Raw genomic sequence first — 24,333 nt, forward strand, 5'->3', positions numbered from 1 at the left:
AATAGAAATCATGCTATTCTTGATTAAAAGAGTATGATTTAGATTATTTTTTGATAGCAACGATTTCCATACCCATACCATATCTTTCGCTGATACCGTATTTGACTGGGATAAAACCACATTCTTTTAATAAGCTATATAGTCTTGTTCTTGAAAAATTGTGGTAATGCTCCATTTCACTCCAACAATAATTGATGTTTTGAGCATCACGAATTTTCCAAATGATTGATTCAGAGTTAGGTAAGGAAAGAAATAATACGCCTTTATTTCCCAATAATTCAAAAGTTTTTTGCAAGGCCTCTTTGGGATAAGGGATATGTTCAAGAACGTCAGCCATGCTGATTACTGAAATGGGATCATCACTATCGACGTGAAGTAAGTTTGTTTTATAGGCTGTGATACCGTATGATTGTAATTTCGTAACATTTTCTTCTCTTAAATCAATACCAATAGGTTTAAAACCGTATTCACAAGCTGTAAATAACAAAGAGCCATTACCAAAACCGACATCTAGCCACACACCATGATTTTGATAAGGGATAACTTTATCAATCATTCTTGCAGAAACAAGTCTTTGCTTTTCAATTTGATATCCAACTTGTTGTTCGGGATTGGTACCTTTAAAGAGGATTTCGAGAGCTTCTGGCGTATAATAGCCTTCTCTGAAAATATGTTTGCAAGAATTACATGATAACCACACCATTTGAGTAGACAGTGGAGCGATCCAGCGTTGATGATTTTGACAGTTTTCATTACGAATTAACGTCATTTTTGTATCATGGCAAAGGGGGCAATGAGTGTATTTAATAAGTTCTTGCATATCTAAAAACTCTTCGACCTTTATTATATTATTCAAATATTTCTAAAAATTAAAGTAGTTAAAAGAGTTTACCTCGTAAAACTCTTTGGTCTTTTTAATATAGATAGATTAATATAATAACTAAAAAGCATCATATAAATAGCTTTTGCGAAAATAATTAAAAGTTTTGAACTTATGCAAAGAAAAACGTATAAAGAAGTGTATTTGAAAAAAATTTGATAAGGTAAAGAAATAATGGCTGGCAGTGTTAACAAAGTAATCTTGGTCGGTAATTTAGGAAAAGATCCAGACGTTCGTAATACTCAGATGGGCACAAAAGTTGTTAATTTGACCCTGGCGACCAGTGACAGCTGGAATGATCGTCAAACTGGTGAACGTCGTGAAATTACGGAATGGCATCGCGTTGTTATTTTCAATGAACGATTGGCTGATGTGGCAGAAAAATACCTGCGCAAAGGGCGTAAAGTTTTTATCGAAGGGCAATTAAAAACCCGTAAATGGACTGATCAACAAGGGATGGAACGTTATACAACTGAAATTGTTGTAGATCGTTTCCGTGGCGAGCTTGTGTTGCTTGATAGTAACCGCAGTGGTGGTGGAGATGATATGGGACAATATGGTGATGATTATGCTTCTTCTCCTCCAATGGCGCCAACGTCACGTCCAGCTATATCTTCCTCTTCTAAAAATAAAGAAAGCGGTGGTGGTTGGGATTCTTCTATGCCAGGAAATAACGATTTAGATGATGAAATCCCATTCTAAAAATAACGAATTAATTTTATTAATTTTGTGATGTTAATATTAAAACTATAAAAACTGAACGGTTAAGTATTCATAATATGTTTTTTGTTCTTCTTTTTTTAATTTTTACTTTTATTCTTTTGCTTCTTTCTCAATATGGCAGAAGCAGACATAAAAAACTAATTACAATAACTATTATTATGATGATGGCTGGGATAATATGTTGGGGATATCACGAGATTTATTTTGCGGCTGATTACCCAACAAATATGAATAAAGGTGTTTTTAATGCTTTAGTAAATAAAGATTATGCTTTTTCAATTGGCATGATTTTATTGGCATTATCTATTCCTTGCATGTTATTTTGTTTACTCAGTAGACCTAAAGAGATTCGCGAAATAGATAAACCTTTAGAAGAAAATGATGATTTATATGGATAGTTTTAAATGATACTTTGGCATATTGATTCTAATTTACCTTTCCCATTGCCACCAATCTTAAATAGAGGGCTTGAGTTTTTACGAAACCTTGATTTACATCAATTAGTTCCTGGAAAGATAGATATAGATGGTGAAAAAATATTTGCAGAAGTTGTTGATACAATTACACATCTAAAAGAAGAATCTAGGCCTGAGCAGCACCAAAAATATCTTGATATTCATTATTTAATTTCTGGGGTGGAATATATAGGCACGGCTATCGATACGCAAGACAATCCCATCTATAAACCTTTTGCACTAGGTAAAGATATTCAATTTTACGAAGAAGTGAAGCATGAAACTTTTGTTGAGTTGTTTCCGGGAAGCTATGTCATTTTATTTCCACATGACATTCATAGGCCTTGCTGTTGCGTAACACAACCGGTGTCTATTCGTAAAATTATTGTAAAAATTGCGGTTGACGAATTATAGATGAGTTTAATTTATATTATAAGAACGTAATATTTATGAGTTAGTTTTACTTATTTTTGATAAATTATAGGTTTTATCCATATTACATTAGGTGTTTTATGGTTGTATTATACCTAAGCGTTTAGGGGTTTAGCTAAGTTATACAGTTTTTCGAGTATTTAAGCTGTAATCCCTCCCTTAATTTTGAAATAAGGCGCAATACACTCTTTAAAAGAGCTAAATTTATGAGTGCTTTATTTCATATTAAGCAAGTCTTGCTTGTAATTTTCATATAAAAAAATTATAGTTAATACAATTAATCATCGTCTTGAGATAGAGCGTTTATAAAGCCCAAACAGCCATTTATTAATATTGATGTATATTGTGTTAATAAAGGATTATCAAAGCTTTAAAGTGCTTTATTTTTTTTGATTAGATTTTAAAAATTTATAATAATTATAATTTATACTGGACTTACCTTGACCGACTTGCCAGAAAATACCCTTCCTACTTCGTTGACTGATATTGTTCCTGTAACCGTAGAAGAGGAAATGCAAACCTCTTATTTGGCTTATGCCATGTCAGTTATTGTTAGTCGTGCTTTGCCAGATGTTCGTGATGGGTTAAAGCCTGTTCATCGTCGTATTTTGTACTCTATGTTTGAAAGTGGTTTAACCGCTGATAAACCCTATCGTAAATCAGCTCGTGCGGTTGGGGATGTGATGAGTAAATATCACCCTCATGGGGATTCATCGATTTATGATGCCATGGTAAGAATGGCTCAACACTGGTCAATGCGCGTTCGTTTAGTGGATGGGCAAGGGAATTTCGGGTCTGTTGATGGGGATTCTCCTGCGGCGATGCGTTATACCGAAGCGCGTTTAGGCAAACCTGCTACTTTTTTACTAGAAGACATCAATCAAGATACGGTCGATTTCCAGGCAAACTATGATGAAACAGAGGAAGAACCTGTTATTCTTCCAGCAACTTATCCTAATTTGCTGATTAATGGCGCATCTGGGATTGCGGTGGGAATGGCAACGAATATTCCAACGCACAATCCAACTGAAATTATCGATGCGACTTTGGCGTTGATTGAAAATCCAGAAATGGATTTGCCAGAACTTATGCAAATTGTAACAGGGCCTGATTTTCCTACTGGTGGTATTATTCTTGGTCGTTCAGGTATTCGAAGTGCGTATGCTACAGGTCGTGGATCTGTTTTGATACGTGGACGTGCTAATATCGAAGAAATTCGTAAAGATCGCCAAGCAATCATTATTACTGAAATCCCTTATCAGGTTAATAAAGCAACATTGCAGGAAAAAATTGCAGAGTTAGTGCGTGCCAAGCAAATTGAGGGTGTGTCTGATATTCGTGACGAAAGTGATCGTTCAGGAATGCGGATTGTTATCGAAATTAAACGCGATGCAACCCCTGATGTTGTATTAAATCAACTTTATCGCTTTACTCAGCTACAAACATCATTCGGTGTGAATATGTTGGCGTTGAATAATGGTAAACCTCAGTTATTGGGGTTAAAGGATGCGTTAACAGCGTTTATTTCGTTCCGTGAAGAGGTTATTTTACGTCGAGCAAGGTTTGAACTGAATAAAGCAAGAGACCGCGCTCATTTATTGCTTGGACTAATGTTAGCTGTTGCAAATATTGATGAAGTTATTGCATTAATTCGTTCTGCGCCTGATTCAGCTACAGCACGTGAACAACTGATGCAGCGTTCATGGCCAGCAGCAGATATTCAATCTTATTTAGATTTAATTCAAGATGACGGTAATATCCTAGCCGATGGACGTGTTTATCTTAGCGAAACACAGGTTCGTGGTATTTTAGAGTTGCGTTTACAACGATTAACTGGGTTGGAACGCGAAAAAATTCAAAGCGAATTGATTGAAGTTTCTAAACGGATTGAAGAGTTATTGGCAATTATTGCTAGCCATATTCGCCGCATGGAAATTATGAGAGACGAACTGTTACGTGTTCGTGGGGAAATTGGATGTCCACGTGCGACTGAGATTGTGGATTATGAAGGCGATCAAACCGATGAAAGCCTGATTGAACCAGGTCAAATGGTGGTTACAATTACCAGAGATGGTTTCATTAAACGTACATCATTGGAAACATTTAGGTCTCAAAATAGAGGCGGCCGTGGTCGTAAAGGTGCTGGCAGAAGAGGGGATGATATTATCACACGTTCCTTTAATGCACATACACATCAGTGGGTTATTTTCTTTTCTTCAGGAGGGAAGGCCTATCGTGTAAAAGTTTGGCATTTACCAGAAGCAAGCCCAACATCTAAAGGTCGTGCTTTGGTTAATCTTTTACCTGATTTAGGTGGGGATGAAATTACAGCAGTATTGCCATTGCCTCAAGACGAGGAAATGTGGCCAAACCTTCATCTTGTCTTTGCGACCTCTAAAGGAGGGGTACGACGTAACCGTCTGAGTGATTTTGGTAATATTCGTTCTTCTGGCTTGATTGCAATGAAACTAGATGAAAATGAGCGTTTAATTGGTGTTGCAACCTGTCGCGAGGGTCAAGATATATTCCTTGCTTCTAAAAAGGGGCGAGCAGTTCGTTTCCAAATCACTGACGATACAGTTAGAGTATTTGCAGGGCGCGCCAGCACTGGGGTGCGTGGTATTCGCTTGGCAGACGATGATGAAGTGATGTCTATGTGTGTCTTAAATCATGTGGATGCTTCTGTTGCAGAGAGAACTGCTTATATTCGTTATAGTAATGCTAAACGTCGTGCAGAAAATGCAGATGTGGCGGAAGATATAGAAGAGGTTTTCGAAGTAGAAGAAGAGGATGGCAGTTCGGATACTGAACTTACGACAGAACGTTTGAGCGAGTTACAACATGCTGAAGAGATTTTGTTAACAGTAACTAATGCTGGGTTTGGTAAGCGTTCAACGGCTTATGATTATCGTGTCAGTGGTCGTGGTGGTTTGGGATTATCTAATATGAATTTGGCAGGTAGAAATGGCACGGAAATTGTCGCTACTTTTGCTGTTCTTGATAATACAGATGTGATGTTGGTCACAGATAAAGGGCGTTTGATTCGTGTTCCTGTTAATCAGGTTCGTATTACATCTCGTACCAGTATGGGGGTTACTTTGTTCCGTATTGATGATGGTGAGACTGTTAGCAGTGTATTTCCTGTGATTGACGATTCTGTGGATGAGGAAGAGAGTGATAGTGTTGCAGGTCAAGAAAATGATGGAGCACAAATTATAGAATGATTAATAGCAAGGAAACAACGCGTATAGGTTTTTATCCAGGTACATTTGATCCTATTACAAATGGTCATTTAGATATTATTAAACGAGCTGTAGGTTTGGTTGATAAATTGATCATTGGTGTAGCACTTAATGAAAATAAAAGCCCTTTATGGTCATTAGAAGAAAGAGTTGAATGTATTCATGCTGCGTTAGTTGAGGAGTTCGGAGAAGACTATCGCATATTGGGTAATGGTGAGTGTGCAATAAAAGTAGTTGGCTTTGGTAATTTATTAGTTGATTGTGTTAAAGAACATAATGCAAGTGTAATTATTAGAGGATTACGACAAGCTACAGATTTCGATATGGAATTTCAAATGTGTTTGATGAATCAACGTTTGGCTCCTGATATTGAGACTATTTTTTTAGTTGCAACAGAACAAAACCGTAGTATTGCGTCAAGTGTTGTTAAAGAGGTAGCACGTCTTGGAGGGGATATTTCTTCTTTTGTACCTAAAACAACGCTTAATAAATTACGACAGTCGATTTAATTTTTATAAAGAGAGAAAAAATGAGTACAGAAAGTAAATTACTTCAAATGGAATTAAAGCATGGAATTGTAAAAATTAAATTACGTCCAGATTTAGCTCCATTAGCTGCTGAACGCTTGTTGACGTTGGCAGAGCAAGGTTTTTATGACAATACCCCTTTTCATCGTGTAATCGAAGGTTTTATGGCTCAGGGTGGAGATCCCAGTGGTACTGGTATGCAAGGAAGTGATCTGCCAGATTTAAAAGCAGAGTTCACAAAAGACGAATCATTCCATAGAGGCATGATCGGAATGGCACGCACTATGGATCCAGATAGTGCCAATAGTCAGTTCTTTATCATGTTCGACGATGCACATCATTTGGATGGACAATACACAATTGTCGGTCAAGTTATTGAAGGTATGGAGTTTGTCGATCAAATTAAACGCGGTGCTGGAGCTAATGGTATAGTAAACCATCCTGACCAAATTATTAAAATGTCTGTTGTGACAGAATAATTTTTAAAAAAATGAAAATAGTGGTTGACTTCCTTTGAAATAACCACTATTTCAATGTTCATCGCTTGATACAAGCGGTCTCAAAAAAGAAGAGCCGGTAGCTCAGTTGGTAGAGCATTCGACTTTTAATCGAATGGTCGAGGGTTCGAATCCCTCCCGGCTCACCAAGACAACCTAGTCTTGAAAAGTTTTGATAAAATATTAATATACCATTATTAATATATAGTAAAGATTTATTACTACACCAGTAACTAAATATCAAACTTTTAAGTAATCCCTAATAAATTCTTCTTATTATCTTGTTCGATTCTAGTTAAAATTTTATAATGAAATTTAATTTATTTTTTTATTTCTAATTAAAATATATTTGGCGAATATACCTAGATTAGCTTGGTAAAGTAATTTAATTATTCAAAAAAGGGTCAATGAAATATTATTATTCATACTTATACACAATGAGATAATATTTATTGTGTTTTCTAAATTTAATCGGATCTCATAAATGTCGTTTAAAGGACTTCTTTAGGATCACAATGTTGCGATTTGGAGACGCATATGTTAGGCTAAAGAAAGTTATTTACGCTGCTTTTTCATTAATGTTTTTCATGATGCGTTAATATAATAACTATTATTTTGATTAGATGAAAATCATTTTAAAACATTAGTATTTAAATAAGAAAATTAGAGTGTAAACATATACTCATAGGAGATTTTTTGTGAAATATACTGTAGGTCAATATCTTGCTACTCGTTTAGCACAGTTGGGCTTGAACCATGTCTTTGCTGTTGCAGGCGATTATAATCTGACGTTGCTCGATGAAATGGCAAAAGTAGAAGATTTAGAGCAAGTTTATTGTTGTAATGAATTAAACTGCGGTTTTGCAGGTGAGGGTTATGCACGTTCTCGAGTAATGGGTGCATCAGTTGTAACATTTAGTGTTGGCGCATTCAGTGCTTTTAATGCTGTGGGTGGTGCTTTCGCTGAAAACCTTCCATTACTTTTAATTTCTGGTGCTCCTAATAATAATGACTATGGAAGTGGTCATATTTTACATCATACCATGGGATATTCTGATTATCGCTATCAAATGGATATGGCAAAGCAAATTACGTGTGAAGCTGTTTCAGTTGCACATGCTGATGAAGCACCATGTTTGATTGATCATGCTATTCGTTCTGCGCTTCGTAATCGTAAGCCCGCTTATATTGAAATTTCATGTAATGTGGCTAATCAACCTTGTACAGAGCCTGGACCAATCAGTAGCATCACCAACAGTCTTATTAGTGATGATGAAAGCTTAAAAGCTGCAGCTAAGGCTTGTTTAGATGCTTTAGAGAAAGCAAAAAGCCCAGTTGTTATTATCGGTGGTAAGATTCGCTCTGCAGGGTGTGCAGTTTCCAAAAAGGTTGCTGAACTAACTAAAAAATTAGGTTGTGCAGTGGCTACTATGGCTCAAGCCAAAGGTCTGTCTCCTGAAGAAGAAGCTGAATATGTAGGTACATTTTGGGGTGAAATTAGCTCACCTGGTGTTGAAGAGTTAGTTCGTGAATCAGATTGTCGTATTTATATCGGTGCTGTATTCAACGATTATTCAACAGTCGGTTGGACATGTAAATTAGTTGGTGAGAATGATATTCTTATTTCTTCACATCATACACGGGTTGGTCACAAAGAATTTAGTGGCGTTTACTTGAAAGATTTTATTCCTGTATTGACTTCTTGCGTTAAAAAGAACACGACATCTTTAGATCAATTCAAAGCTAAAAAAATTCCAGTAAAACAAGTTCCTGTTGCAGATGGTAAAGCACCATTAACAACAGTTGAACTTTGCCGTCAAATCCAAGGTGCTATAAATAAAGATACAACTATATACTTGGAAACTGGGGATTCATGGTTCCATGGTATGCATTTTAAACTTCCTAATGGTGCGCGTGTAGAGTCTGAAATGCAGTGGGGACATATTGGTTGGTCTATACCTTCTATGTTCGGATATGCAGTTTCAGAACCAAATCGTCGTAATATTATCATGGTTGGTGATGGATCATTTCAATTGACTGCACAAGAAGTATGTCAGATGATTCGTCGTAATATTCCTATTATTATTATTCTTATTAATAATAGTGGATATACAATCGAAGTTAAAATTCATGATGGTCCGTATAATCGCATTAAAAACTGGGATTATGCAGGTTTGATTAATGTGTTTAATGCGGAAGACGGTAAAGGTCTTGGATTAAAGGCGAAAAATGGTGCCGAGCTTGAAAAAGCAATGCAAACAGCATTGGCTCATAAAGATGGCCCAACATTGATTGAAGTTGATATTGATGCTCAAGATTGTTCTCCTGATCTTGTTGTTTGGGGCAAAAAGGTTGCTAAAGCAAATGGTAGAGCACCTCGTAAATTCCAAACATTCTAGTATGTTCTAAATTAAGTATTTAGAGACTTAGGATATTAAAAACTCCCTTTATTATTATAATAAAGGGAGTTTTATATTTTAGTTGATGTAGGGGACAAGCTATATTAGGTTCAGCTACTCTTTTAAATTTTCTATGATTTCATCATAAGGTTTATTTAAATAAATAGGTAAGACTTCTTGAGGTGTGCCGTCCATTTTTAAATAGCCTTGGTCAAGCCATAAAACGCGATTACACCATTTAGCAATAATTTCTGCTGAGTGAGTAGAAATAACTAGAATTTGCGAATTTTGTGCAATTTGCTCAATACGTTTGGTTGCTTTTAAGATAAAACCAGCATCGCCTGTTAAGAACCATTCGTCCATCATTAGTATTTGTGGATCAATTGCGGTTGTTAAACCAAAACCAAGTCTTAATTGCATACCAGAGCTGTATGTTCTGACAGGAAGGTCTAGGTAATTACCTAGCTCGGAAAATTCAGCAACACTCTCTTCAATCTCCTTAGTTTGTTTTTTTGAATACCCATTAATAGAACATTTGAGGCGAATGTTTTCCCTTCCGGTTAACTCAAAATTCATACCAACAGTAGGATCAAGCAAAGTGCTAATATTTCCTTCAATACGAATATGTCCTACGATAGGCTCATAAATTCCAGCCATTGTTCGTAACAATGTGGTCTTTCCAGCACCATTTTGACCAACCAATCCAACTCTATCTCCTTGATTAAGGGTAAAGTTAATATCTCGAAGGCTTTGAACAAGAATTTTTTTATGTTCATCTTTCTTTAAACGCCCTGAAACAAATAAATGAGTCATTTTACGTAAGTTGCGTGTATTCTCATGGTACAGCGGAAAAGAAATAGAAAGATTTTTTACAGAAATACTGGGCATGACGATTACATCCAGTAGGGAATACGAAAACGAGTTTTGCTAAAAATGAATAAAGCCAAAATCCATAAAATAAGGCTATATCCAATGGCAGCCAGCCATATAGAATAAGAAAGACTTTCTCCTAATATAGGCGATCTTACAATTTCAAATAAAGGGTAAAAAGGATTAAGCAAAATATAATTACTATTAAAATGTAGAGAGCTTGCTTTCCAAATTATAGGAGTAATAAAGAAAAAAGCTTGGGTAAAAGCAGAGATAATAGGAGGAATATCTTTGAAACGAGTTCCAAGAATTCCAAATAAAATCCCTATGGCAAGGCTATCCATGATCCATAAAAAGGTAGCAGGTAAAAGTAAATATAATGAATGTGGAACAATTTTAAAAATAGTAAAAACAACTATGATAACTAGTAAATTATGTCCAAGAATAAGAATATTGGCAAAGATTGTACGCCACACACAAATACTAAAAGGGATACGTTGTGATAAAATCAGTGTTCTGGCATTTGTAAAGATATTACAACTGTCGTTAATCATGCTACTGATATATGTCCATAATACAATTGATATTGATACGTAAGTAAAATAGCTTTTTAAATCAAGATGAAGTAAAAAAGCATATAGAATACCAATAGTTGTGATCTTAGTCCCCATAATGATTGTAATCCATAAAGGTCCAAGTATGGAACCACGATAGCGTAATTTAATATCAAGTAAACCTAATTTCCAACCAATTCGCCATTGCTTTATTCCTTGTAGTAAGTCAAGTAAAGCAAGTTTAATATTTTGATTTAGGCTGACAGAGCGCAAGTCAATAACAGGCTCTTTGGCTATTGTTGGATCTTGATCCGACATCATCGTGTCCTTGGAGGATATAAGGTAAAGAACTATATCAATAATAAGATTAATTTTACTGTAAAATCTTCAAATGAGAAAGGACTAAATATCTTTCTATAGTTTATTGCAAGGGATAGTAAGTGTTTATGTAATTATAATTATTTTATACTTTTTTATTTATGAATAAAATAAGTATATTTTATTAATTACTATAATTATCAAAGTAAATATAATTTATTTTTACCTATATATCAGTATTAACCTTTTAATATTTTTTATTTATTTAAACTTTTCTGTTCTCGAAAATATTATCAGGCTTCATATAGGCCAAATTTTAATTCTGGAGTATATTGTTTAAACGATAAGAGATTCTGCTTGGCAACATAAACGTGCGGTAAAATGAAAAATATATCTACAAATGAAGTTAAAGATGCAGTTTTAGTTGGTGCTGGTATTGTCAGTGCTACTTTAGGTGCATTATTAAAAGAGTTTAATCCAGACATTAAAATGGCCATTTTAGAAGTGCGTAGTACGGGAGCAGAAGAAAGCTCTAGCGCATGGAATAATGCAGGAACTGGCCATGCGGGTTTATGTGAATTAAATTACACCCCCTTTATTCCTGGACAAGAAATTAACTTAAAAAAAGCTATTTTTACAAATGCTCAGTTTGAGGTTTCCAGATCTTTTTGGAGCCATCTCGTTAAAGATGGTGCTTTTAAAACGCCTTCAGATTTTATTAATCCAGTTCCTCATTGTAGTTTCGTTCAAGGACAAGCAAATGTTGCTTTTTTAAAGCAACGTTATGAAAAGCTCCGCCAGCACCCTGGTTTTGATAAGATGGTTTTTTCTGATGATCATCAACAAATTAAAGATTGGGCTCCGTTGGTTGCTAATGGCAGACCAGCAACAGAAAAAATGGCGTTAACTCGTGTTGAAGGGGGCACAGACGTCAGTTTTAGCGCGTTGACTCACAAGTTACTTAATCATTTAGATGAACAACAAAATATTGAAGTTGGATATTGTGAAAAAGTAGAAGATATCAAACGTGTTGGTGAGCTATGGGAAATAAAAAGTAAAAATGTTATCACTGGAAAAGAAACCCTCATTCGTTCTCGGTTTGTATTTATCGGTGCTGGTGGTGCAGCTTTATTATTGTTGCAAAAATCTGGCATTCCTGAAGGACGTGGAGTGGGTGGTTTCCCAGTCAGCGGGCAGTGGTTACGTTGCGATAATCCTGAAATTGTTGAACAGCATCATGCTAAAGTTTATGGGTTGTCTACAGAAGGATTGCCAACAGTTGTTGCCCCGCATTTAGACACGCGAATTATTGATGGAAAAACATCTATTCTATTTGGACCTTATGCTGGATTTACCACTAAGTTCTTGAAGAAAGGCTCTTATTTTGACGCAATATCTTCTGTGCGATTAGATAATATTGAATCTATGGTTTCTGTTGGTATTCATAATCTTGATTTTATTCGCTATTTGGTGGATCAAAGTATGCAGACAATGGAAAAACGGATGAACGCCTTACATCGGTTTTATCCTCTTGCTAGAGAAAGCGATTGGAAACGACAAATAGCAGGTCAACGTGTACAAATTATCAAGAGAGATCAAAATGGTCGCTCTATTTTACAAATGGGTACAGAAGTTATTACGGCTCAGGACAAGTCTTTGGCGGCTTTATTGGGGGCTTCACCAGGAGCATCAGTATCAGTCTCCGTGATGTTGAACCTAATTGAGAATTGTTTCCCAGAACAAGTCAAAGGGCCTTGGGCAGATAAAATTAAGAAAATTTTCCCCGCACGTGAAGCAGAGTTACAAAAAAATTCTGATCTTTACAATAAAGTGCATGCGTTTGCTAATGAAACCTTACAATTACACTAGGATTTTGTATGATTATGTAAATAAAAACCCACTTATTAGTGGGTTTTTATTTTGATTGATCAGTCTAAATCTTTTAAGAAAGCATAATAATTATGCTGCCCTTGCTGAACACCGACTTTCATTTTTTTTATGATCGTTCTTGTTGTATTTCTTCGCCATAAGTTAAATAAAAACATTCCTAAAACACCAATAAATACCCCTATTGCCACAGATAACATATTGGTAGAAGGGAGTTTGCTCATCATCCAGCTGCTTACAGCTCCAAGAAGAAATTGAATGGTGCCTAATAACGCAGATGCACTGCCAACACGTCGACCATGAAGGATAAAAGCAAATATGGTACAATTAGGGAATACAAATCCTAAACATCCCATGATGATAACAATTGGGGCGCAGTGAAGAACGATACCTAAAGTATTTAAAGGGATGGGTAATAAGCAAATAATGATAAACAAAATGCTGGTCGCAAAAGCTATATTTGTTGCGATATTTAACATAATATAAGGGCGAATTTTATTTAATAATAAACCATTTACTTGGTTACATGCTGCGATAATAAAAGAGTTAATTCCAAACCATATTGCAAGTTGTAACTTTGTAAATCCCATTGATTTACTCAGAACATCTGGTGTACCGCTTAGATAAGCAAAAATCATAAAAAGGGCAAAGCCAGTAATCATTGTGTTGGTAAAAAAAATAGGTTCACGAACAATACGAATATAACGCCAAAAAATAGATCTTATAGAAGAATAGATGCGATATCTGTGCATTAATGTGTCAGGTAGATAAAAGTATACTATAAAACTGCCAATAATTCCGTATATACCCATGATCCAAAACAAGATTTGCCAAGGAAATTTGATAACAATCAGTCCCCCCAGAGTTGGGGCAACAATTGGGACGATACAACTGACGAGGGCCAGTTGCGCCATAATCTTAATTCCTTTAGAGCCTGATGAAATGTCTCTGACCATTGCTCTTGGTATAACCATTCCTGCTGAACCGCCCAGTGAAGACAAAAAGCGAAAAAAGCAAAAAACATAAAAATCAGAGAAAATTGCGCATCCAATAGAGCCAATGGTAAATACAATAATTCCAATCAAGAGGGGAGCCCTACGTCCCAAACGATCTGATATTGGTCCAATTGAAAGTTGGCCGAGTGCCAACCCAATAAACCATACCGTCAGAGTCATTTTGGCTGCACCATCACCATATCCAGCTAAATCTTCATTGATTTGTGGAAAAGCAGGCAAATACATATCTGTTGCCAAAGGCCCAATAGCCGTCAGCAAACCAAGTATAATAATGACCCATATAGATAGTTTTTCATTAAAACTATTCATTGTTGAAGGGGGTGTCGTAGAGATATCGCTCAAGATTTAATTTCCGCAAAGTAAGATAAAATTTTACAATAATGGACTGTTATATTATGGATTTTAGATAAAATTAATCTAATGGTTTATAAGGTTTTATAAAACAATACATAAACAGACGGTTATAACTGTGATATTAATCGCAAGTTGTTCACTGTTTGTTTACCTTAATTTTATAAAGAACGCAAAGCCTTATTCGAATAAAAGATTTGAATTTAATACTCACTCATACGCTAGTTATACATTTTATGGTTTAAAACCACAATATTGTAATGAGTAAGAGATATAATAGTATCTTTATTTTAACAATGGCTTATTAAAAAAATACAAAGAGTAAATTATGTTTTCTATCCTAAAATCTGATCTTGTTAACCCTTTTCAACCTATGGATGAACAGTTAAATCGAGAGTTAGATAAAACAATAACACAAGCTCTGGCAGAATTAAAACCAGACAATATTTTTGCTGATATAGATCAGTCAATCGTCTTGAGGATTATCGCTGAAGAAGATTGTGTTTTATGTGGTGCCCCTTGGGTTGATGGTTTGCTTGAAAAAATTCACTTTACGGGTAATATTCAATGGCATGCGATTGAGGGGGCAACAGTTTTAGGTGGTGATAAAATTTGCACTATTTATGGTAAAGCCAAAGAAATTATTGGAAAAGAAAAAATAATTCTAGATTTTCTAAGTTTATTTTCTTCTTTAACGACACAAGCCCGTAATTATGCAGAGCTTGTATCTGGAACTAAATCACTTTTATATTATGATTATTTGAATATTCCTGGATGTACACTATCTCAACAATATGCTGTTCATATTGGGGGGGCGCAAGGATATAGTGTTCTTGACGATGGTACATGTTTGATCAAAAGAGGGCATATCCATTTATTAAATGGAATATCTGCTGCATTAAAACAAGCACTTTGTCATTATTCTATTGATTTTATTAAGGTTGAAGTTTCTTCTTATCAAGAGCTTTCAGAGGTAGTAAAATTAGGTATCAAAAACATCAAGTTATGTTTTTTCACCCTAGAACAACTTGCACAAGCTCAAGAGCTTGTTAAAGAGAAAATAACATTAGAAGCCTATGGCAATGTCCATTTAAGTAATATTAAGCAAATAGCACAAATAGGAATTGAGCGAATTATTATGGATGATTTTGGAAAAAAAATTTCTATTATCAGTTATGCATTGTCTTATTTAGACGATTAATTTTGATCATGTAGAGTAATCTAACTCTTGTTTGTTTTTTTTGTTCTGTTATCCTACCTATTATTCATAGAAAAAGGATATAAATCATGCGGTTAAATTTTTTAACTAAAAATAAAACAACATTCGTGATGGCTGTTGCAGGGGCTGTATTAATGCTTTCAGCGCCTAAAATCATGGCAAAAGGCCAGATTTATAATAATACAGGTAAAGAAGTTGCTCATATCGATGATCGTGGGAATATCTATGATAACGTTACAGGTTTTAACGGCAGGGTAGAGCAAGATGGTTCTGTTTTTGGATCTGATAATAAATTAGTAGGGCGCGTTGATAATCGTGGTACGATTTTTGACAAAACCAATGTTCAAGTCGGTCAATATGACGCTACTAATGGAAATATCTATGACGCAAAACGTCAAGTGATTGGCCATTTACAAAAAGATGGTAATGTTTATGCGCCAGATGCTTCTTTGATCGGTAAGGTAGATCCAGGAAACATCATAGGTGCAATTATGTTGTTAAAGCATTAATTTATCTAATATTTTTTGTTTTAGCTTATTTACGCAATATAAATGTTGCCGTAGGTAGGCTAAAACTATGATCTTCTTTAAATTTAAGATCTACTTTGACATGAGCAGGCGCTTTTGTTTGAAGTTCGATAATAGCTTGAATACAAATTTCAGATGGTTTTGTTCTGGCAATCCAGCTATCAAATTCTAAATCCAGATCACGTTGGGTGATATTCGTTAATTTTAATCCATAAATAGAAAATAGATTTGTATATTCTGATAAATTATAATTTCTGACGTGTGAATGATCTCTTAATAATTCAATCGTTTGTAAAAAACTATCAGTCGTTTTATCCAAAGAGGAAATAGTATCAATAATAACTACCGTTCCTGTTGGTTTCAAGACACGTTGAATCTCATAGATCCCCTGGGCCAGATTATGCCAATGATGACTGCTAAAACGGCTAATAACCCAATCAAATTGCTGATCAGCAAAAGGGAGGGATTCTGCAGGGGCGTTTTGGGTCGTAATATTAAATAAAGATTTTTCTTTAGCTGTTTGCTGTACAGCATCCAACATTTTTTGGCTGACGTCACAAGCAATAACACTTTTTACTAATGATGCTACATTATAGCTGACATGACCGCCTCCACACCCTAAATCTAGCACAGAAGCATTCTGTTGATTTGATAATAAATGTTTGATTTGCTCTAAATCAGGTCCAGAAGCATGAACTTGGCTACTGACATAACTGTGTGCTCTTGGGTTATATGTGTTTGCAACGTATTCTTGAGGGGTATTGGCCATAATATTAACATACTTTAAAAATTATAATTTTAAACGATCTAGTAAAGTTTGAATCATTTGCAGATAGTAATCTCCAAATAAAACATAATGCACCATTGCAGGAAAAAGTTGATAAACAGGTAAACGTTCTTGCCAGTTGGGTTCTAGTAAAGAATAGCTATTATAAAAGGCATTTGGTGGACTTCCGAATATATTTAACATAGCAATATCGACTTCGTTATGCCCAAAGTAACAGGCAGGATCAATTAAATATGGACGGTTAATATGAGTAATAATGTTACCAGACCATAAATCACCATGTAATAAAGAAATAGGAGGATTGTTAGGAATATAATGGCCTAAATTACGAATTAATTTTTCCAGTTGGCTAGCAATTTTGGAGGGTAAATGATCAAGAAAACAAGCAAGGCGATTATTTCCCCAGAACAAAACCCAATTATTACAAAACTGATTGGTTATTTTGACCTTACCAAAAGCGTAATCTTCTTTCCATCCATATGCGCTATGATCTATCTGATGAAGTTTATTTAAAGTAAAGGCTAGGTTTTGCCATGCATCTTTGGAGAGGCAATTTGTTTCTTGAATAGCTTCCATAATCAAAATGTTAGCATTTGCGAAAATGACTTCTGGTACATCAATATGGTGCTCTGCTAAAAATCTTAGCATATTTCCTTCAATGACTGGGGAAAAACCATTTTTAATGACATAATTTCTTCCATCATTGGTATTAATTAATATCGTTTCTGAAAGATCACCTTGTGTTAAAGGTTGAGCTTTTTCGATTTTTTTTTTAAGTTCTTTTTCAGCAATTTCAACTAATAAAATTTTACTCATAATTTTTTCTCGAAATAATCAACTAGACAAGTTATTCCTAAATAAATCTGATTCCATGTTGCCTCGAAATCAGATTGATCCCCATAATAGGGGTCAGCAACAGCTTGTCGTTTATGATTAGGGGTGTAATCCATTAATAAAGAGATCTTATGTTCACTTTGTGGAGGTGATAGTTTCTTTAATTGGCTGATATTTTTATGATCCATACCGATAATATGAGTGAAATTTAAAAAATCATCAGGCTGAATCTGCCGACCCAGATAATGGTGAATGTCAATATTATGTCGAGCAACTTCTTTAATCGTACGTATATCAGGGGGTTCATTAACATGCCATCCCCCTAGCCCTGCTGAATCAATCAAAATATTAAGTTTTCTTTTATGAGTTTCAGCAATAAAAGCGGCCTCTGCCATTGGGGAACGACAAATATTACCCAGACATACAAACAGCACAGAAAAAGAAGAATGCATTTTTTGTTCCCAATTTGATCTTAAATATTTCTTAAAATATAGGCTTTTTAGATCAGATAAGTAAATTAAAAATCAAATTTTTTATTAATTTTTAAATAGAAATGAATTGATAATGTACTATTATTACAAACTTAAATCATTAGCACATTGAAATTTATTATGATTATAGATATAAGCAAACTAATATATTCAAATTAGATTTAATTAAAAGTTAGCTCTTACTTTTACGTAATAATATGTTTTATCAAACGATTATTATAAAACCTTATTATGAACTCTGGGGGATTTTAAGTGCCTGCTGGTGAAATTGTCGATCCAACCAAGGATTCAGTTAATCGTCTATGGCGTTTGTTTCTGCGGATTGGTATTCCTATTTTAGGCGTAATTTTGGTTGTGGTGGTTGTGGTTGGCGTGACACTGCATTCTTATCACAGCACAAAATCAGGAATTTTAAAACTAACTCATGTTATTTTAAAAACAGAGCAATCTCGTGTTTCTCAGGAGGTGATGAACTATCTAAGCCCTGCAACAGTCAGTAGTAAACTGGTTGTTGATATGCTGAGCCATATTCCAACTGAATATGAATCTGGCATGTTTTATACTTATGTGATGAGCAGTCTGCGTCAAACAAAGCAATTACAGTCTTTTTACTTGGCTAGTGAAGATGGTAATTTTACGATGATTGAACGTGTCGTGGACAAGCCTAACGAAGTAAGAGTAATAACATTAAAAGCTGATCAGCAAGGCGGACAATTCTTAGAAGAATATGCAACAGTTGATGGTAAAAAAATCAGTAGAAAATCCCTTCCAGCAAACGCATATGACCCCAGAGATCGCTCTTGGTACAAACAAGCTATGCAAAGTGGTAAGCTTGTATGGTCACCACCAACATTAATGCCTTCCAAAAAAGGGTTAGTGATTACGGCTTCCATTCCCTATAAAGATCGTGATGGTAAAAAAGGTGTTTTTGCTGTGAGTATTTCGTTGCAGCAATTAACAACATTCTTAGGTTCTTTGAGTATAAGTGAACATGCGCAAGCGATTATTGTTGATCGTCAAAAAAATGTTATTGCCTCACCGGGGTTATTATTACAATTCGGTGATAATGAATGGAGCCCTGATAAAAATAAGATTGATGCAAAGTATAATCCTGTGATTGCTCGTGCTTATGATCAATTCTTAGTAAATGGTGTTGGTATTCGTTCTTTTAAAATGGAAAAAGATGCTATTCCTGAGAAAAGCTCATTATCATCGGTAGTACCACCTCAAAGTATTGAGGGTAATTATATTAGTATTACTTCACAATTGCCAGAATCTGTTCAAAGATGGGTTGTATTAATTGTTATTCCAGAAAGTGACTTTTCTCATTTTGCTGTCACAGGGGGTAAACAAAATCTGTTATTCTCGTTACTGGTAGTGGCTTTGGCGGCAGCGATGGCTGGTGTCTTGATTTATCAAGGTCACAGAATGGATAAATTAGGGCAACGGTTTAAATATGTTAAAAACATTTCTGAACGAGAAAATAATGCTATTGAAATGATTGCTTCAACTCCAGAGGTTTTTGATCCTAGAAATGAGGCTTTGATTTTAACAGAAGGTGTATGTAACCTTGTTTCAGCGAAAAGGGTGAGTGTTTGGCATATTGCTGAAGATCAAAAAACGTTAATTTGTAATGATCTTTATACTATAGAAGATGGAAATCATGCCGAGGGAGTTCAGTATTCTATTCAAGAAATTCCAGATTTCTTCGAAGCGATTAGTGAAACAGAAACATTGCAAGTCGATGATGCGGCGAATGATTCTCGTATTGCTCAGTTTTATAAATTGTTTATGCGCTCTTCGGAAACGAAATCTGTGTTAATCACACCTGTTCTAGGTAAAAAGGGAACAATTGGTGCTGTTATTATTGAGGATACGCCTCATTTACATAGTATTAGCCATATAGCTAAGATCTTTGCTGGATTAGTCGCGATGCGTTTTGTTGCTGCACAAGTGCAATTTGAGGAACAAGACCATGTGCATGGTAAAGATATACAGCATGTATCAACTTCGATAGACAAACTAACGGATGATATACAAGATAATTTATCCACTTTAAAGCCAGAGGATAAAACAGAATTTTTGCTTGCCCCTGGTTCTGCACGATATAACAATATTCAATTTGAAACCCTAGATAAAGACGAGCAACAAGGGATCTATCCAGCAGTTTCGGTAATGAATATTGCCTTTAGCGGTTATTTAACTTCTGATATAGAAGAGGCATCAAAGCTAATAGCTCCTGTCAAAGAACTAGTTGTTGTTTTACAAGATATTGCTAAGAAGTATGGTTTATTCTACGTGAAAATTATGGGGGGTCATTTGGTTGCTGTTGCAGGGTGTACAAAAGAACCTGATGTAACTGCTCCTATTCGTTTGGCACATGCGGCATTAGATATGCGTGCTGCTTGTTTAGAAATGATTCCTGGTATGGGGGCAGAATCTAATTTCGGAATAGGAATGGATGTTGGGCCTGCAATTGGAACATGGTTTGGTAAAGAACCTAGAACTTTCAATTTGTGGGGACCAACTATTGGGATGTCTGCGTTAATGGCAAACATGGCAACAGATGGTGGGGCTGTACAAGTTACACAAAGTGCTTATGCATCGTTAAGAAATGATTTCTTATTTAGGCCCAGAGGGACCTTTTATATTCCAAAGGTTGGTATTTCGCATACATTTATTCTTGCTGGTAGACGATGAAGCATTTAAACGGTTTTGAACAAAAATCCTTTGAAAAACAAGATGATAAAAATCGAATAGAGACTATGCTTGCCGATTTGAATAAAGATGGCATAGATGACGTAGAGCAATATGTTAAAAATATTCGTAACCGTGAATCTCAAGAAACTCAACGTCTATCATTTCGGTTAAAAATGGTAGAAGAGGGGCGATTTGCATGGCTGCAAAAAATCGCGATTATTATCTTATGGTATCTTCTTCCTATATTATATGTTGTTGGTGAAAAAACACGCAGTTATTTTCGCTTTTTACTTGGTGTACTGGCAGCTTCATGGGGGATATTGGTGGAAAGCGCCTCGCCAATAACATGGCGCCGTACAGTAAAATATGAATTCAAAAGATCTTTGGGGCAAGTTGTTTGTGGAGGTTTTTTTAGCACATTTTTTACGGCAACTTTGGCTGGGTTAGCTGTGGTGTCTCAAGCAATTTTTTGGTTGGGAGCCGCAGGATTAACCAAGATGACAGGGCCTATTTTAATTACCGTGTTAGTTAGAGAGGTTGCTCCTATTCTTGTGGGTATGATATTGCTTGGTCGTAATGGTATATTGACGGTTACAGAATGCAGTTTGTTGGCAATGGGAGGTCAGTTGAAATCTTTGACTACGATGGGAATTGATCCTTTTATAACCATTGTTTTACCTAGAGCATGGGCTTTCACAATCGGCAGTTTTACTTTGGGAATGATTTTTGGAACAACATCATTATTTATGGGATATGTCGTAACGTATGCTTTGGGAACAATGCAAGATTCTATATGGACGTTTTATAGTAATATTTTATCTGCAATGTCCGTAGCTGACTATGTCCTGGTTCCATTAAAGTTTGTCGTTATGGGATTTATGGTTGGAGTTGGTTCCTGTATTACTGGAATGAATGTCAAAGTTGACGACGAACCTTCTACTTTATTGCCTAAAGGTTTTACTCGTGGAATAATGTTGATTATGGTTGTTAATATTTTGTTTACGTTGGATTTTTAAAAGAATGGCAAATAAGATATTATTAGAAGTTCATGAAGCAAAACCATCTTTTGAAGAAAACTACTTGCCGCCTGTTGCGTTTAACCTAAAAGTCAGAGCAGGCGATTGTGTTATTATAGAAGCTCGTGATCTTGAAGTTGCATCTGCGTTGGCAGATTTATGCACTGGTATGGTTCTATTAAGAGAAGGCAGCGTACATTTTAAAGGTTTAGATTGGTTTGCTTTAAAAGAACCACGTTTATCGGCTCTGCGGGGGAATATTGGTCGCGTCTTCCAAAGGAATGGATGGATGGATATGTATTCTATTGCGATTAATATATTACTGCCTTCGTTGCACCATACAAATATTGATGAAGAAAAACTGGCAGATCAAGCAATGGTTTTGTGTCATAGATTTGGATTGCCAGGGCTTCCTATGGATACTCCAAGGGAGGCAACAGTGATTGATTTGGCACGCGCAGCATGTGTACGCGCTTTGTTAGGAAAACCTGACTTGTTAATATTAGAATATCCAGCAGAAGGATCCTCTGCTGAATTAATGTCTCCTTTACTTGAGATGTTAAATACTGCACAAAATAGAGGGGTGGGTATTCTTTGTTTTACTCGCCAACTAAGTTTGTGGGATGATTACAAAGAACGTGTAACGCAATGGATGCGTTTACAAGAAAAAGGTTTAACCTCAATACGGCTGGGATGAAATGTTTAATAGTAAACGATATACAAAAACACGGCAGCTATTTCAGTTAAGATACGCCAATGAATGGACGGGTGGGCTGGTATTACTCTGTCTATTGGCATTTGTTGGGGCCGTCATTGAGGCTGGCGTTCTAAGAGATTGGATGACGCCCGCATCAGAACTGAATATTATATTGCCTCAGACTGGGGTGGATAATTTATCTGTGGGTGATAATGTTGAGGTTTTTGGGATTAATGCAGGAACAATTAAAAAAATCAATGTTAATTCTGACGGTGGGTTGTCCGCTGTTGCGGCGATTGATCCCCAATTAACCACGTTTATTCGTAGAGATAGTCAAGCAACCATTAAAAGGCAATTTGCAGTCGCTGGGGCTGCGTATGTTTCCATTACTCGTGGGTATAGCACAAAATTAAATTGGAAATATGCTGTATTGGTAGCCAAGACAGAACCAAACCCTGCTGATCAAATTTCTCAAATGGTTATGCAAATTCATGAACGTATTGTGCCAACAATGGACAGTGCTAAAAATATGATGGCATCTTTGGAGATGATTGTAGAGGGTATTCAACAAGGTAAGGGAACTGTTGGTCAGCTAGTGAATAATGATGAGCTTATACGTCGTGCTGAAAATATGGTTCAAACTTTGAATAATATTATTGATCAATTACAACCGATCGAAGAAAATCTTAATCATGTTGTAAAACATGCTGATCAAATGGTTGCTAATTTCGGTAAAGTTTCTAAAGATCTTTCCAAAGCTTCTCCTAATTTGGTACCTATTACGAAAAATCTAGTTCCAATTAGTAAGAATGTTAAAAATACAACTGAACAATTGCCAGCGATGATGATTCAGCTACAGTCAACCGTGGCAGATTTGCAAAAATTAATTGTTCAAGTCAAAGGTCTATGGTTGTTAGGTGGAAATGGTAAAGAACCACGTAAATCGAAACGTTTACCTGCACGAGAGGTCAGACCATGAGGATATTATATAAAAACTTTACCATATTAATCCCTCTTTTACTTGGAATGGCAGGTTGTGGCGGTACAGAGCCTCCTGAACCGACACGAGATGACCCTTTTGATCGTACGATGGATGTAGCGGACGAAGCAGTTTATTATGATCAACTGCAACAAGCAGAGATAAATTATAAAAAATCGTTTGATTATGCTTTGACCAGTGATGACGTTGCTAATATTGATGACGCTGGGTATAATCTAGCGACTATACAGTTAGGTTTAAATAATACTCAGGACGCACTGCAAACGGTTGTGCTAACAAATAATGAGTTGCGTATAAGAGGGCAAGAAAATAGCCCTCAACTTGATCTTGTCAGAGCAGCAATTTTATATCGTATGAACCGTTTAACTGAGGCAGCTCAAGCAGCACTAATGGCTGAGAAAAGTAAGCATGAAGATATTCAAGAACGTTCTTATTTTTTATCAGCGTTAATTGTAAATGATCAAGGAGATATAAATGCCCTTGGCCAATATGTACAAAAACTTGATCAGCTTTTGATTAATGGAAAACCCAAAAAAGAAGAAGAAAAAAGCTGGAAGGCTGATCAACAAGAACTGCACGCTTTGCTATCTTATAAACAAGGGCAATACCCTCAGGCCATGACTGCAGCCAAAACAGCGCAAGATATACGACGTGAACAAGTTGAATATCGAGCTATGGTCAGAACATTGGCATTACAGGGGCAGATTAGTGAGGCGATGAAGGATTTTGTTGCGGCTGCTCAGTTTTATGTGAGAGCAGGAAAAAGTGCTTTATTGTTGAAAGATTATCCTGATGCTAAAAAATATTTGGATCGTGCAACCAGTTTGCATGCTGACCCGATAACTTATCAATTGGCTTCTGATGCTTTGCTTGTTTTAACTAAAAAAACAAAGAAAACATCAAAATAGGTT

The 24,333-nt window shown here is 35.7% G+C and carries 22 protein-coding genes and 1 tRNA gene; 16 read left to right on the forward strand and 7 right to left on the reverse strand.

The window, feature by feature from the left end; genetic code table 11:
- Window positions 1-43 precede the first annotated feature (43 nt).
- A complete protein-coding gene (locus COMX_RS02165; RefSeq protein WP_235176742.1) occupies window positions 44-820 on the reverse strand; it encodes a class I SAM-dependent methyltransferase in 777 nt (258 codons plus the stop codon).
- Window positions 821-1,054: 234 nt separating this feature from the next.
- Here COMX_RS02165 and ssb point away from each other — a divergent pair, with 234 nt between their 5' ends.
- From ssb to COMX_RS02205, 8 genes are all read left to right on the forward strand, one after another.
- Complete coding sequence (gene ssb / locus COMX_RS02170; RefSeq protein ID WP_034336499.1) at window positions 1,055-1,582, forward strand: single-stranded DNA-binding protein; 528 nt, start codon at window positions 1,055-1,057, stop codon at window positions 1,580-1,582.
- A gap of 77 nt (window positions 1,583-1,659) precedes the next feature.
- Window positions 1,660-2,001, forward strand: a complete 342-nt coding sequence (locus COMX_RS02175; RefSeq protein ID WP_034336502.1) for a hypothetical protein — start codon at window positions 1,660-1,662, stop codon at window positions 1,999-2,001.
- A gap of 6 nt (window positions 2,002-2,007) precedes the next feature.
- Window positions 2,008-2,472 (forward strand): YhcH/YjgK/YiaL family protein, encoded by a 465-nt coding sequence (locus COMX_RS02180; RefSeq protein WP_034336505.1) that lies wholly within the window; start codon window positions 2,008-2,010, stop codon window positions 2,470-2,472.
- A gap of 458 nt (window positions 2,473-2,930) precedes the next feature.
- The gene (gyrA, locus tag COMX_RS02185; RefSeq protein WP_034336508.1) at window positions 2,931-5,714 is read left to right on the forward strand and encodes a DNA gyrase subunit A; all 2,784 of its coding nucleotides are present in this window, start codon (window positions 2,931-2,933) and stop codon (window positions 5,712-5,714) included.
- Entirely contained in the window at window positions 5,711-6,241 is a 531-nt protein-coding gene (gene coaD, locus COMX_RS02190; RefSeq protein ID WP_034336511.1) for a pantetheine-phosphate adenylyltransferase, read from the forward strand. The genes gyrA and coaD overlap by 4 nt, the downstream gene beginning before the upstream one ends.
- Before the next feature lie 20 nt (window positions 6,242-6,261).
- Entirely contained in the window at window positions 6,262-6,738 is a 477-nt protein-coding gene (locus COMX_RS02195; protein WP_034336514.1) for a peptidylprolyl isomerase, read from the forward strand.
- Window positions 6,739-6,829: 91 nt separating this feature from the next.
- Window positions 6,830-6,905: transfer RNA gene (locus tag COMX_RS02200), tRNA-Lys, on the forward strand.
- 549 nt (window positions 6,906-7,454) lie between these two features.
- Window positions 7,455-9,155, forward strand: a complete 1,701-nt coding sequence (locus COMX_RS02205) for an alpha-keto acid decarboxylase family protein (protein ID WP_034336516.1) — start codon at window positions 7,455-7,457, stop codon at window positions 9,153-9,155.
- 114 nt (window positions 9,156-9,269) lie between these two features.
- Here COMX_RS02205 and COMX_RS02210 read toward each other — a convergent pair whose 3' ends face one another.
- Both COMX_RS02210 and COMX_RS02215 read right to left on the reverse strand, forming a co-directional pair.
- The gene (locus tag COMX_RS02210; RefSeq protein WP_034336518.1) at window positions 9,270-10,043 is read right to left on the reverse strand and encodes an ABC transporter ATP-binding protein; all 774 of its coding nucleotides are present in this window, start codon (window positions 10,041-10,043) and stop codon (window positions 9,270-9,272) included.
- A gap of 5 nt (window positions 10,044-10,048) precedes the next feature.
- On the reverse strand, window positions 10,049-10,897 hold the full coding sequence (locus COMX_RS02215) for an ABC transporter permease (RefSeq protein WP_034336522.1): 849 nt from the start codon (window positions 10,895-10,897) through the stop codon (window positions 10,049-10,051).
- 381 nt (window positions 10,898-11,278) lie between these two features.
- On the opposite strand from COMX_RS02215, the gene mqo reads away from it, so the two are divergent.
- Window positions 11,279-12,766 carry a malate dehydrogenase (quinone) gene (gene mqo, locus COMX_RS02220; protein WP_152534144.1) on the forward strand — a complete coding sequence of 496 codons (1,488 nt, stop codon included), beginning with the start codon at window positions 11,279-11,281 and terminating at the stop codon, window positions 12,764-12,766.
- A 59-nt stretch (window positions 12,767-12,825) separates the two neighbouring features.
- On the opposite strand, the gene COMX_RS02225 is transcribed toward mqo, so the two are convergent.
- Window positions 12,826-14,142: a multidrug effflux MFS transporter gene (locus tag COMX_RS02225; RefSeq protein WP_152534145.1), complete on the reverse strand. Its 1,317-nt coding sequence runs from the start codon at window positions 14,140-14,142 to the stop codon at window positions 12,826-12,828.
- Window positions 14,143-14,479: 337 nt separating this feature from the next.
- Between COMX_RS02225 and COMX_RS02230 the strand changes: the two genes are divergently transcribed.
- Both COMX_RS02230 and COMX_RS02235 read left to right on the forward strand, forming a co-directional pair.
- The gene (locus COMX_RS02230; RefSeq protein WP_034336525.1) at window positions 14,480-15,352 is read left to right on the forward strand and encodes a nicotinate-nucleotide diphosphorylase; all 873 of its coding nucleotides are present in this window, start codon (window positions 14,480-14,482) and stop codon (window positions 15,350-15,352) included.
- Window positions 15,353-15,438: 86 nt separating this feature from the next.
- Window positions 15,439-15,879: a 5-fold beta-flower protein gene (locus tag COMX_RS02235; protein WP_034336528.1), complete on the forward strand. Its 441-nt coding sequence runs from the start codon at window positions 15,439-15,441 to the stop codon at window positions 15,877-15,879.
- A gap of 25 nt (window positions 15,880-15,904) precedes the next feature.
- On the opposite strand, the gene COMX_RS02240 is transcribed toward COMX_RS02235, so the two are convergent.
- From COMX_RS02240 to COMX_RS02250, 3 genes are read right to left on the reverse strand one after another with little or no spacing between them, the layout of a single operon-like run.
- Window positions 15,905-16,666: a class I SAM-dependent methyltransferase gene (locus COMX_RS02240; protein WP_034336531.1), complete on the reverse strand. Its 762-nt coding sequence runs from the start codon at window positions 16,664-16,666 to the stop codon at window positions 15,905-15,907.
- A gap of 21 nt (window positions 16,667-16,687) precedes the next feature.
- Window positions 16,688-17,500 (reverse strand): fructosamine kinase family protein, encoded by an 813-nt coding sequence (locus COMX_RS02245; protein ID WP_051461797.1) that lies wholly within the window; start codon window positions 17,498-17,500, stop codon window positions 16,688-16,690.
- Window positions 17,497-17,970 carry a low molecular weight protein-tyrosine-phosphatase gene (locus COMX_RS02250; protein WP_034336534.1) on the reverse strand — a complete coding sequence of 158 codons (474 nt, stop codon included), beginning with the start codon at window positions 17,968-17,970 and terminating at the stop codon, window positions 17,497-17,499. The genes COMX_RS02245 and COMX_RS02250 overlap by 4 nt, the downstream gene beginning before the upstream one ends.
- A gap of 291 nt (window positions 17,971-18,261) precedes the next feature.
- Here COMX_RS02250 and COMX_RS02255 point away from each other — a divergent pair, with 291 nt between their 5' ends.
- The 5 genes from COMX_RS02255 to COMX_RS02275 are packed head-to-tail and all read left to right on the forward strand — an operon-like array spanning window position 18,262 to window position 24,330.
- Window positions 18,262-20,709, forward strand: coding sequence for a cache domain-containing protein (locus COMX_RS02255; RefSeq protein WP_034336536.1), 2,448 nt, complete (start codon window positions 18,262-18,264; stop codon window positions 20,707-20,709).
- On the forward strand, window positions 20,706-21,725 hold the full coding sequence (locus COMX_RS02260; protein WP_034336539.1) for an MlaE family ABC transporter permease: 1,020 nt from the start codon (window positions 20,706-20,708) through the stop codon (window positions 21,723-21,725). Before COMX_RS02255 ends, COMX_RS02260 begins: the two co-directional genes overlap by 4 nt.
- A 4-nt stretch (window positions 21,726-21,729) precedes the next feature.
- Entirely contained in the window at window positions 21,730-22,422 is a 693-nt protein-coding gene (locus COMX_RS02265; RefSeq protein ID WP_034336543.1) for a P-loop NTPase family protein, read from the forward strand.
- A 1-nt stretch (window position 22,423) separates the two neighbouring features.
- Window positions 22,424-23,401: an MlaD family protein gene (locus COMX_RS02270; RefSeq protein ID WP_034336546.1), complete on the forward strand. Its 978-nt coding sequence runs from the start codon at window positions 22,424-22,426 to the stop codon at window positions 23,399-23,401.
- Window positions 23,398-24,330 (forward strand): tetratricopeptide repeat protein, encoded by a 933-nt coding sequence (locus COMX_RS02275; protein WP_034336548.1) that lies wholly within the window; start codon window positions 23,398-23,400, stop codon window positions 24,328-24,330. The genes COMX_RS02270 and COMX_RS02275 overlap by 4 nt, the downstream gene beginning before the upstream one ends.
- Window positions 24,331-24,333 lie beyond the last annotated feature (3 nt).

Source organism: Commensalibacter papalotli (ex Servin-Garciduenas et al. 2014) (assembly GCF_000527695.1).
Lineage (GTDB): Bacteria > Pseudomonadota > Alphaproteobacteria > Acetobacterales > Acetobacteraceae > Commensalibacter > Commensalibacter papalotli.

Excerpts from the sequence above, each read along its gene's own strand:
- coaD (WP_034336511.1), top strand. The coding sequence starts at position 5,711 with ATGATTAATAGCAAGGAAACAACGCGTATAGGTTTTTATCCAGGTACA.
- COMX_RS02195 (WP_034336514.1), top strand. The coding sequence starts at position 6,262 with ATGAGTACAGAAAGTAAATTACTTCAAATGGAATTAAAGCATGGAATT.
- mqo (WP_152534144.1), top strand. The coding sequence starts at position 11,279 with ATGAAAAATATATCTACAAATGAAGTTAAAGATGCAGTTTTAGTTGGT.
- COMX_RS02235 (WP_034336528.1), top strand. The coding sequence starts at position 15,439 with ATGCGGTTAAATTTTTTAACTAAAAATAAAACAACATTCGTGATGGCT.
- COMX_RS02265 (WP_034336543.1), top strand. The coding sequence starts at position 21,730 with ATGGCAAATAAGATATTATTAGAAGTTCATGAAGCAAAACCATCTTTT.
- COMX_RS02175 (WP_034336502.1), top strand. The coding sequence starts at position 1,660 with ATGTTTTTTGTTCTTCTTTTTTTAATTTTTACTTTTATTCTTTTGCTT.
- COMX_RS02270 (WP_034336546.1), top strand. The coding sequence starts at position 22,424 with ATGTTTAATAGTAAACGATATACAAAAACACGGCAGCTATTTCAGTTA.
- COMX_RS02210 (WP_034336518.1), bottom strand. The coding sequence starts at position 10,043 with ATGCCCAGTATTTCTGTAAAAAATCTTTCTATTTCTTTTCCGCTGTAC.
- COMX_RS02215 (WP_034336522.1), bottom strand. The coding sequence starts at position 10,897 with ATGTCGGATCAAGATCCAACAATAGCCAAAGAGCCTGTTATTGACTTG.
- COMX_RS02165 (WP_235176742.1), bottom strand. The coding sequence starts at position 820 with ATGCAAGAACTTATTAAATACACTCATTGCCCCCTTTGCCATGATACA.
- COMX_RS02230 (WP_034336525.1), top strand. The coding sequence starts at position 14,480 with ATGTTTTCTATCCTAAAATCTGATCTTGTTAACCCTTTTCAACCTATG.
- COMX_RS02260 (WP_034336539.1), top strand. The coding sequence starts at position 20,706 with ATGAAGCATTTAAACGGTTTTGAACAAAAATCCTTTGAAAAACAAGAT.
- COMX_RS02250 (WP_034336534.1), bottom strand. The coding sequence starts at position 17,970 with ATGCATTCTTCTTTTTCTGTGCTGTTTGTATGTCTGGGTAATATTTGT.
- COMX_RS02275 (WP_034336548.1), top strand. The coding sequence starts at position 23,398 with ATGAGGATATTATATAAAAACTTTACCATATTAATCCCTCTTTTACTT.
- COMX_RS02240 (WP_034336531.1), bottom strand. The coding sequence starts at position 16,666 with ATGGCCAATACCCCTCAAGAATACGTTGCAAACACATATAACCCAAGA.
- ssb (WP_034336499.1), top strand. The coding sequence starts at position 1,055 with ATGGCTGGCAGTGTTAACAAAGTAATCTTGGTCGGTAATTTAGGAAAA.
- COMX_RS02245 (WP_051461797.1), bottom strand. The coding sequence starts at position 17,500 with ATGAGTAAAATTTTATTAGTTGAAATTGCTGAAAAAGAACTTAAAAAA.
- COMX_RS02180 (WP_034336505.1), top strand. The coding sequence starts at position 2,008 with ATGATACTTTGGCATATTGATTCTAATTTACCTTTCCCATTGCCACCA.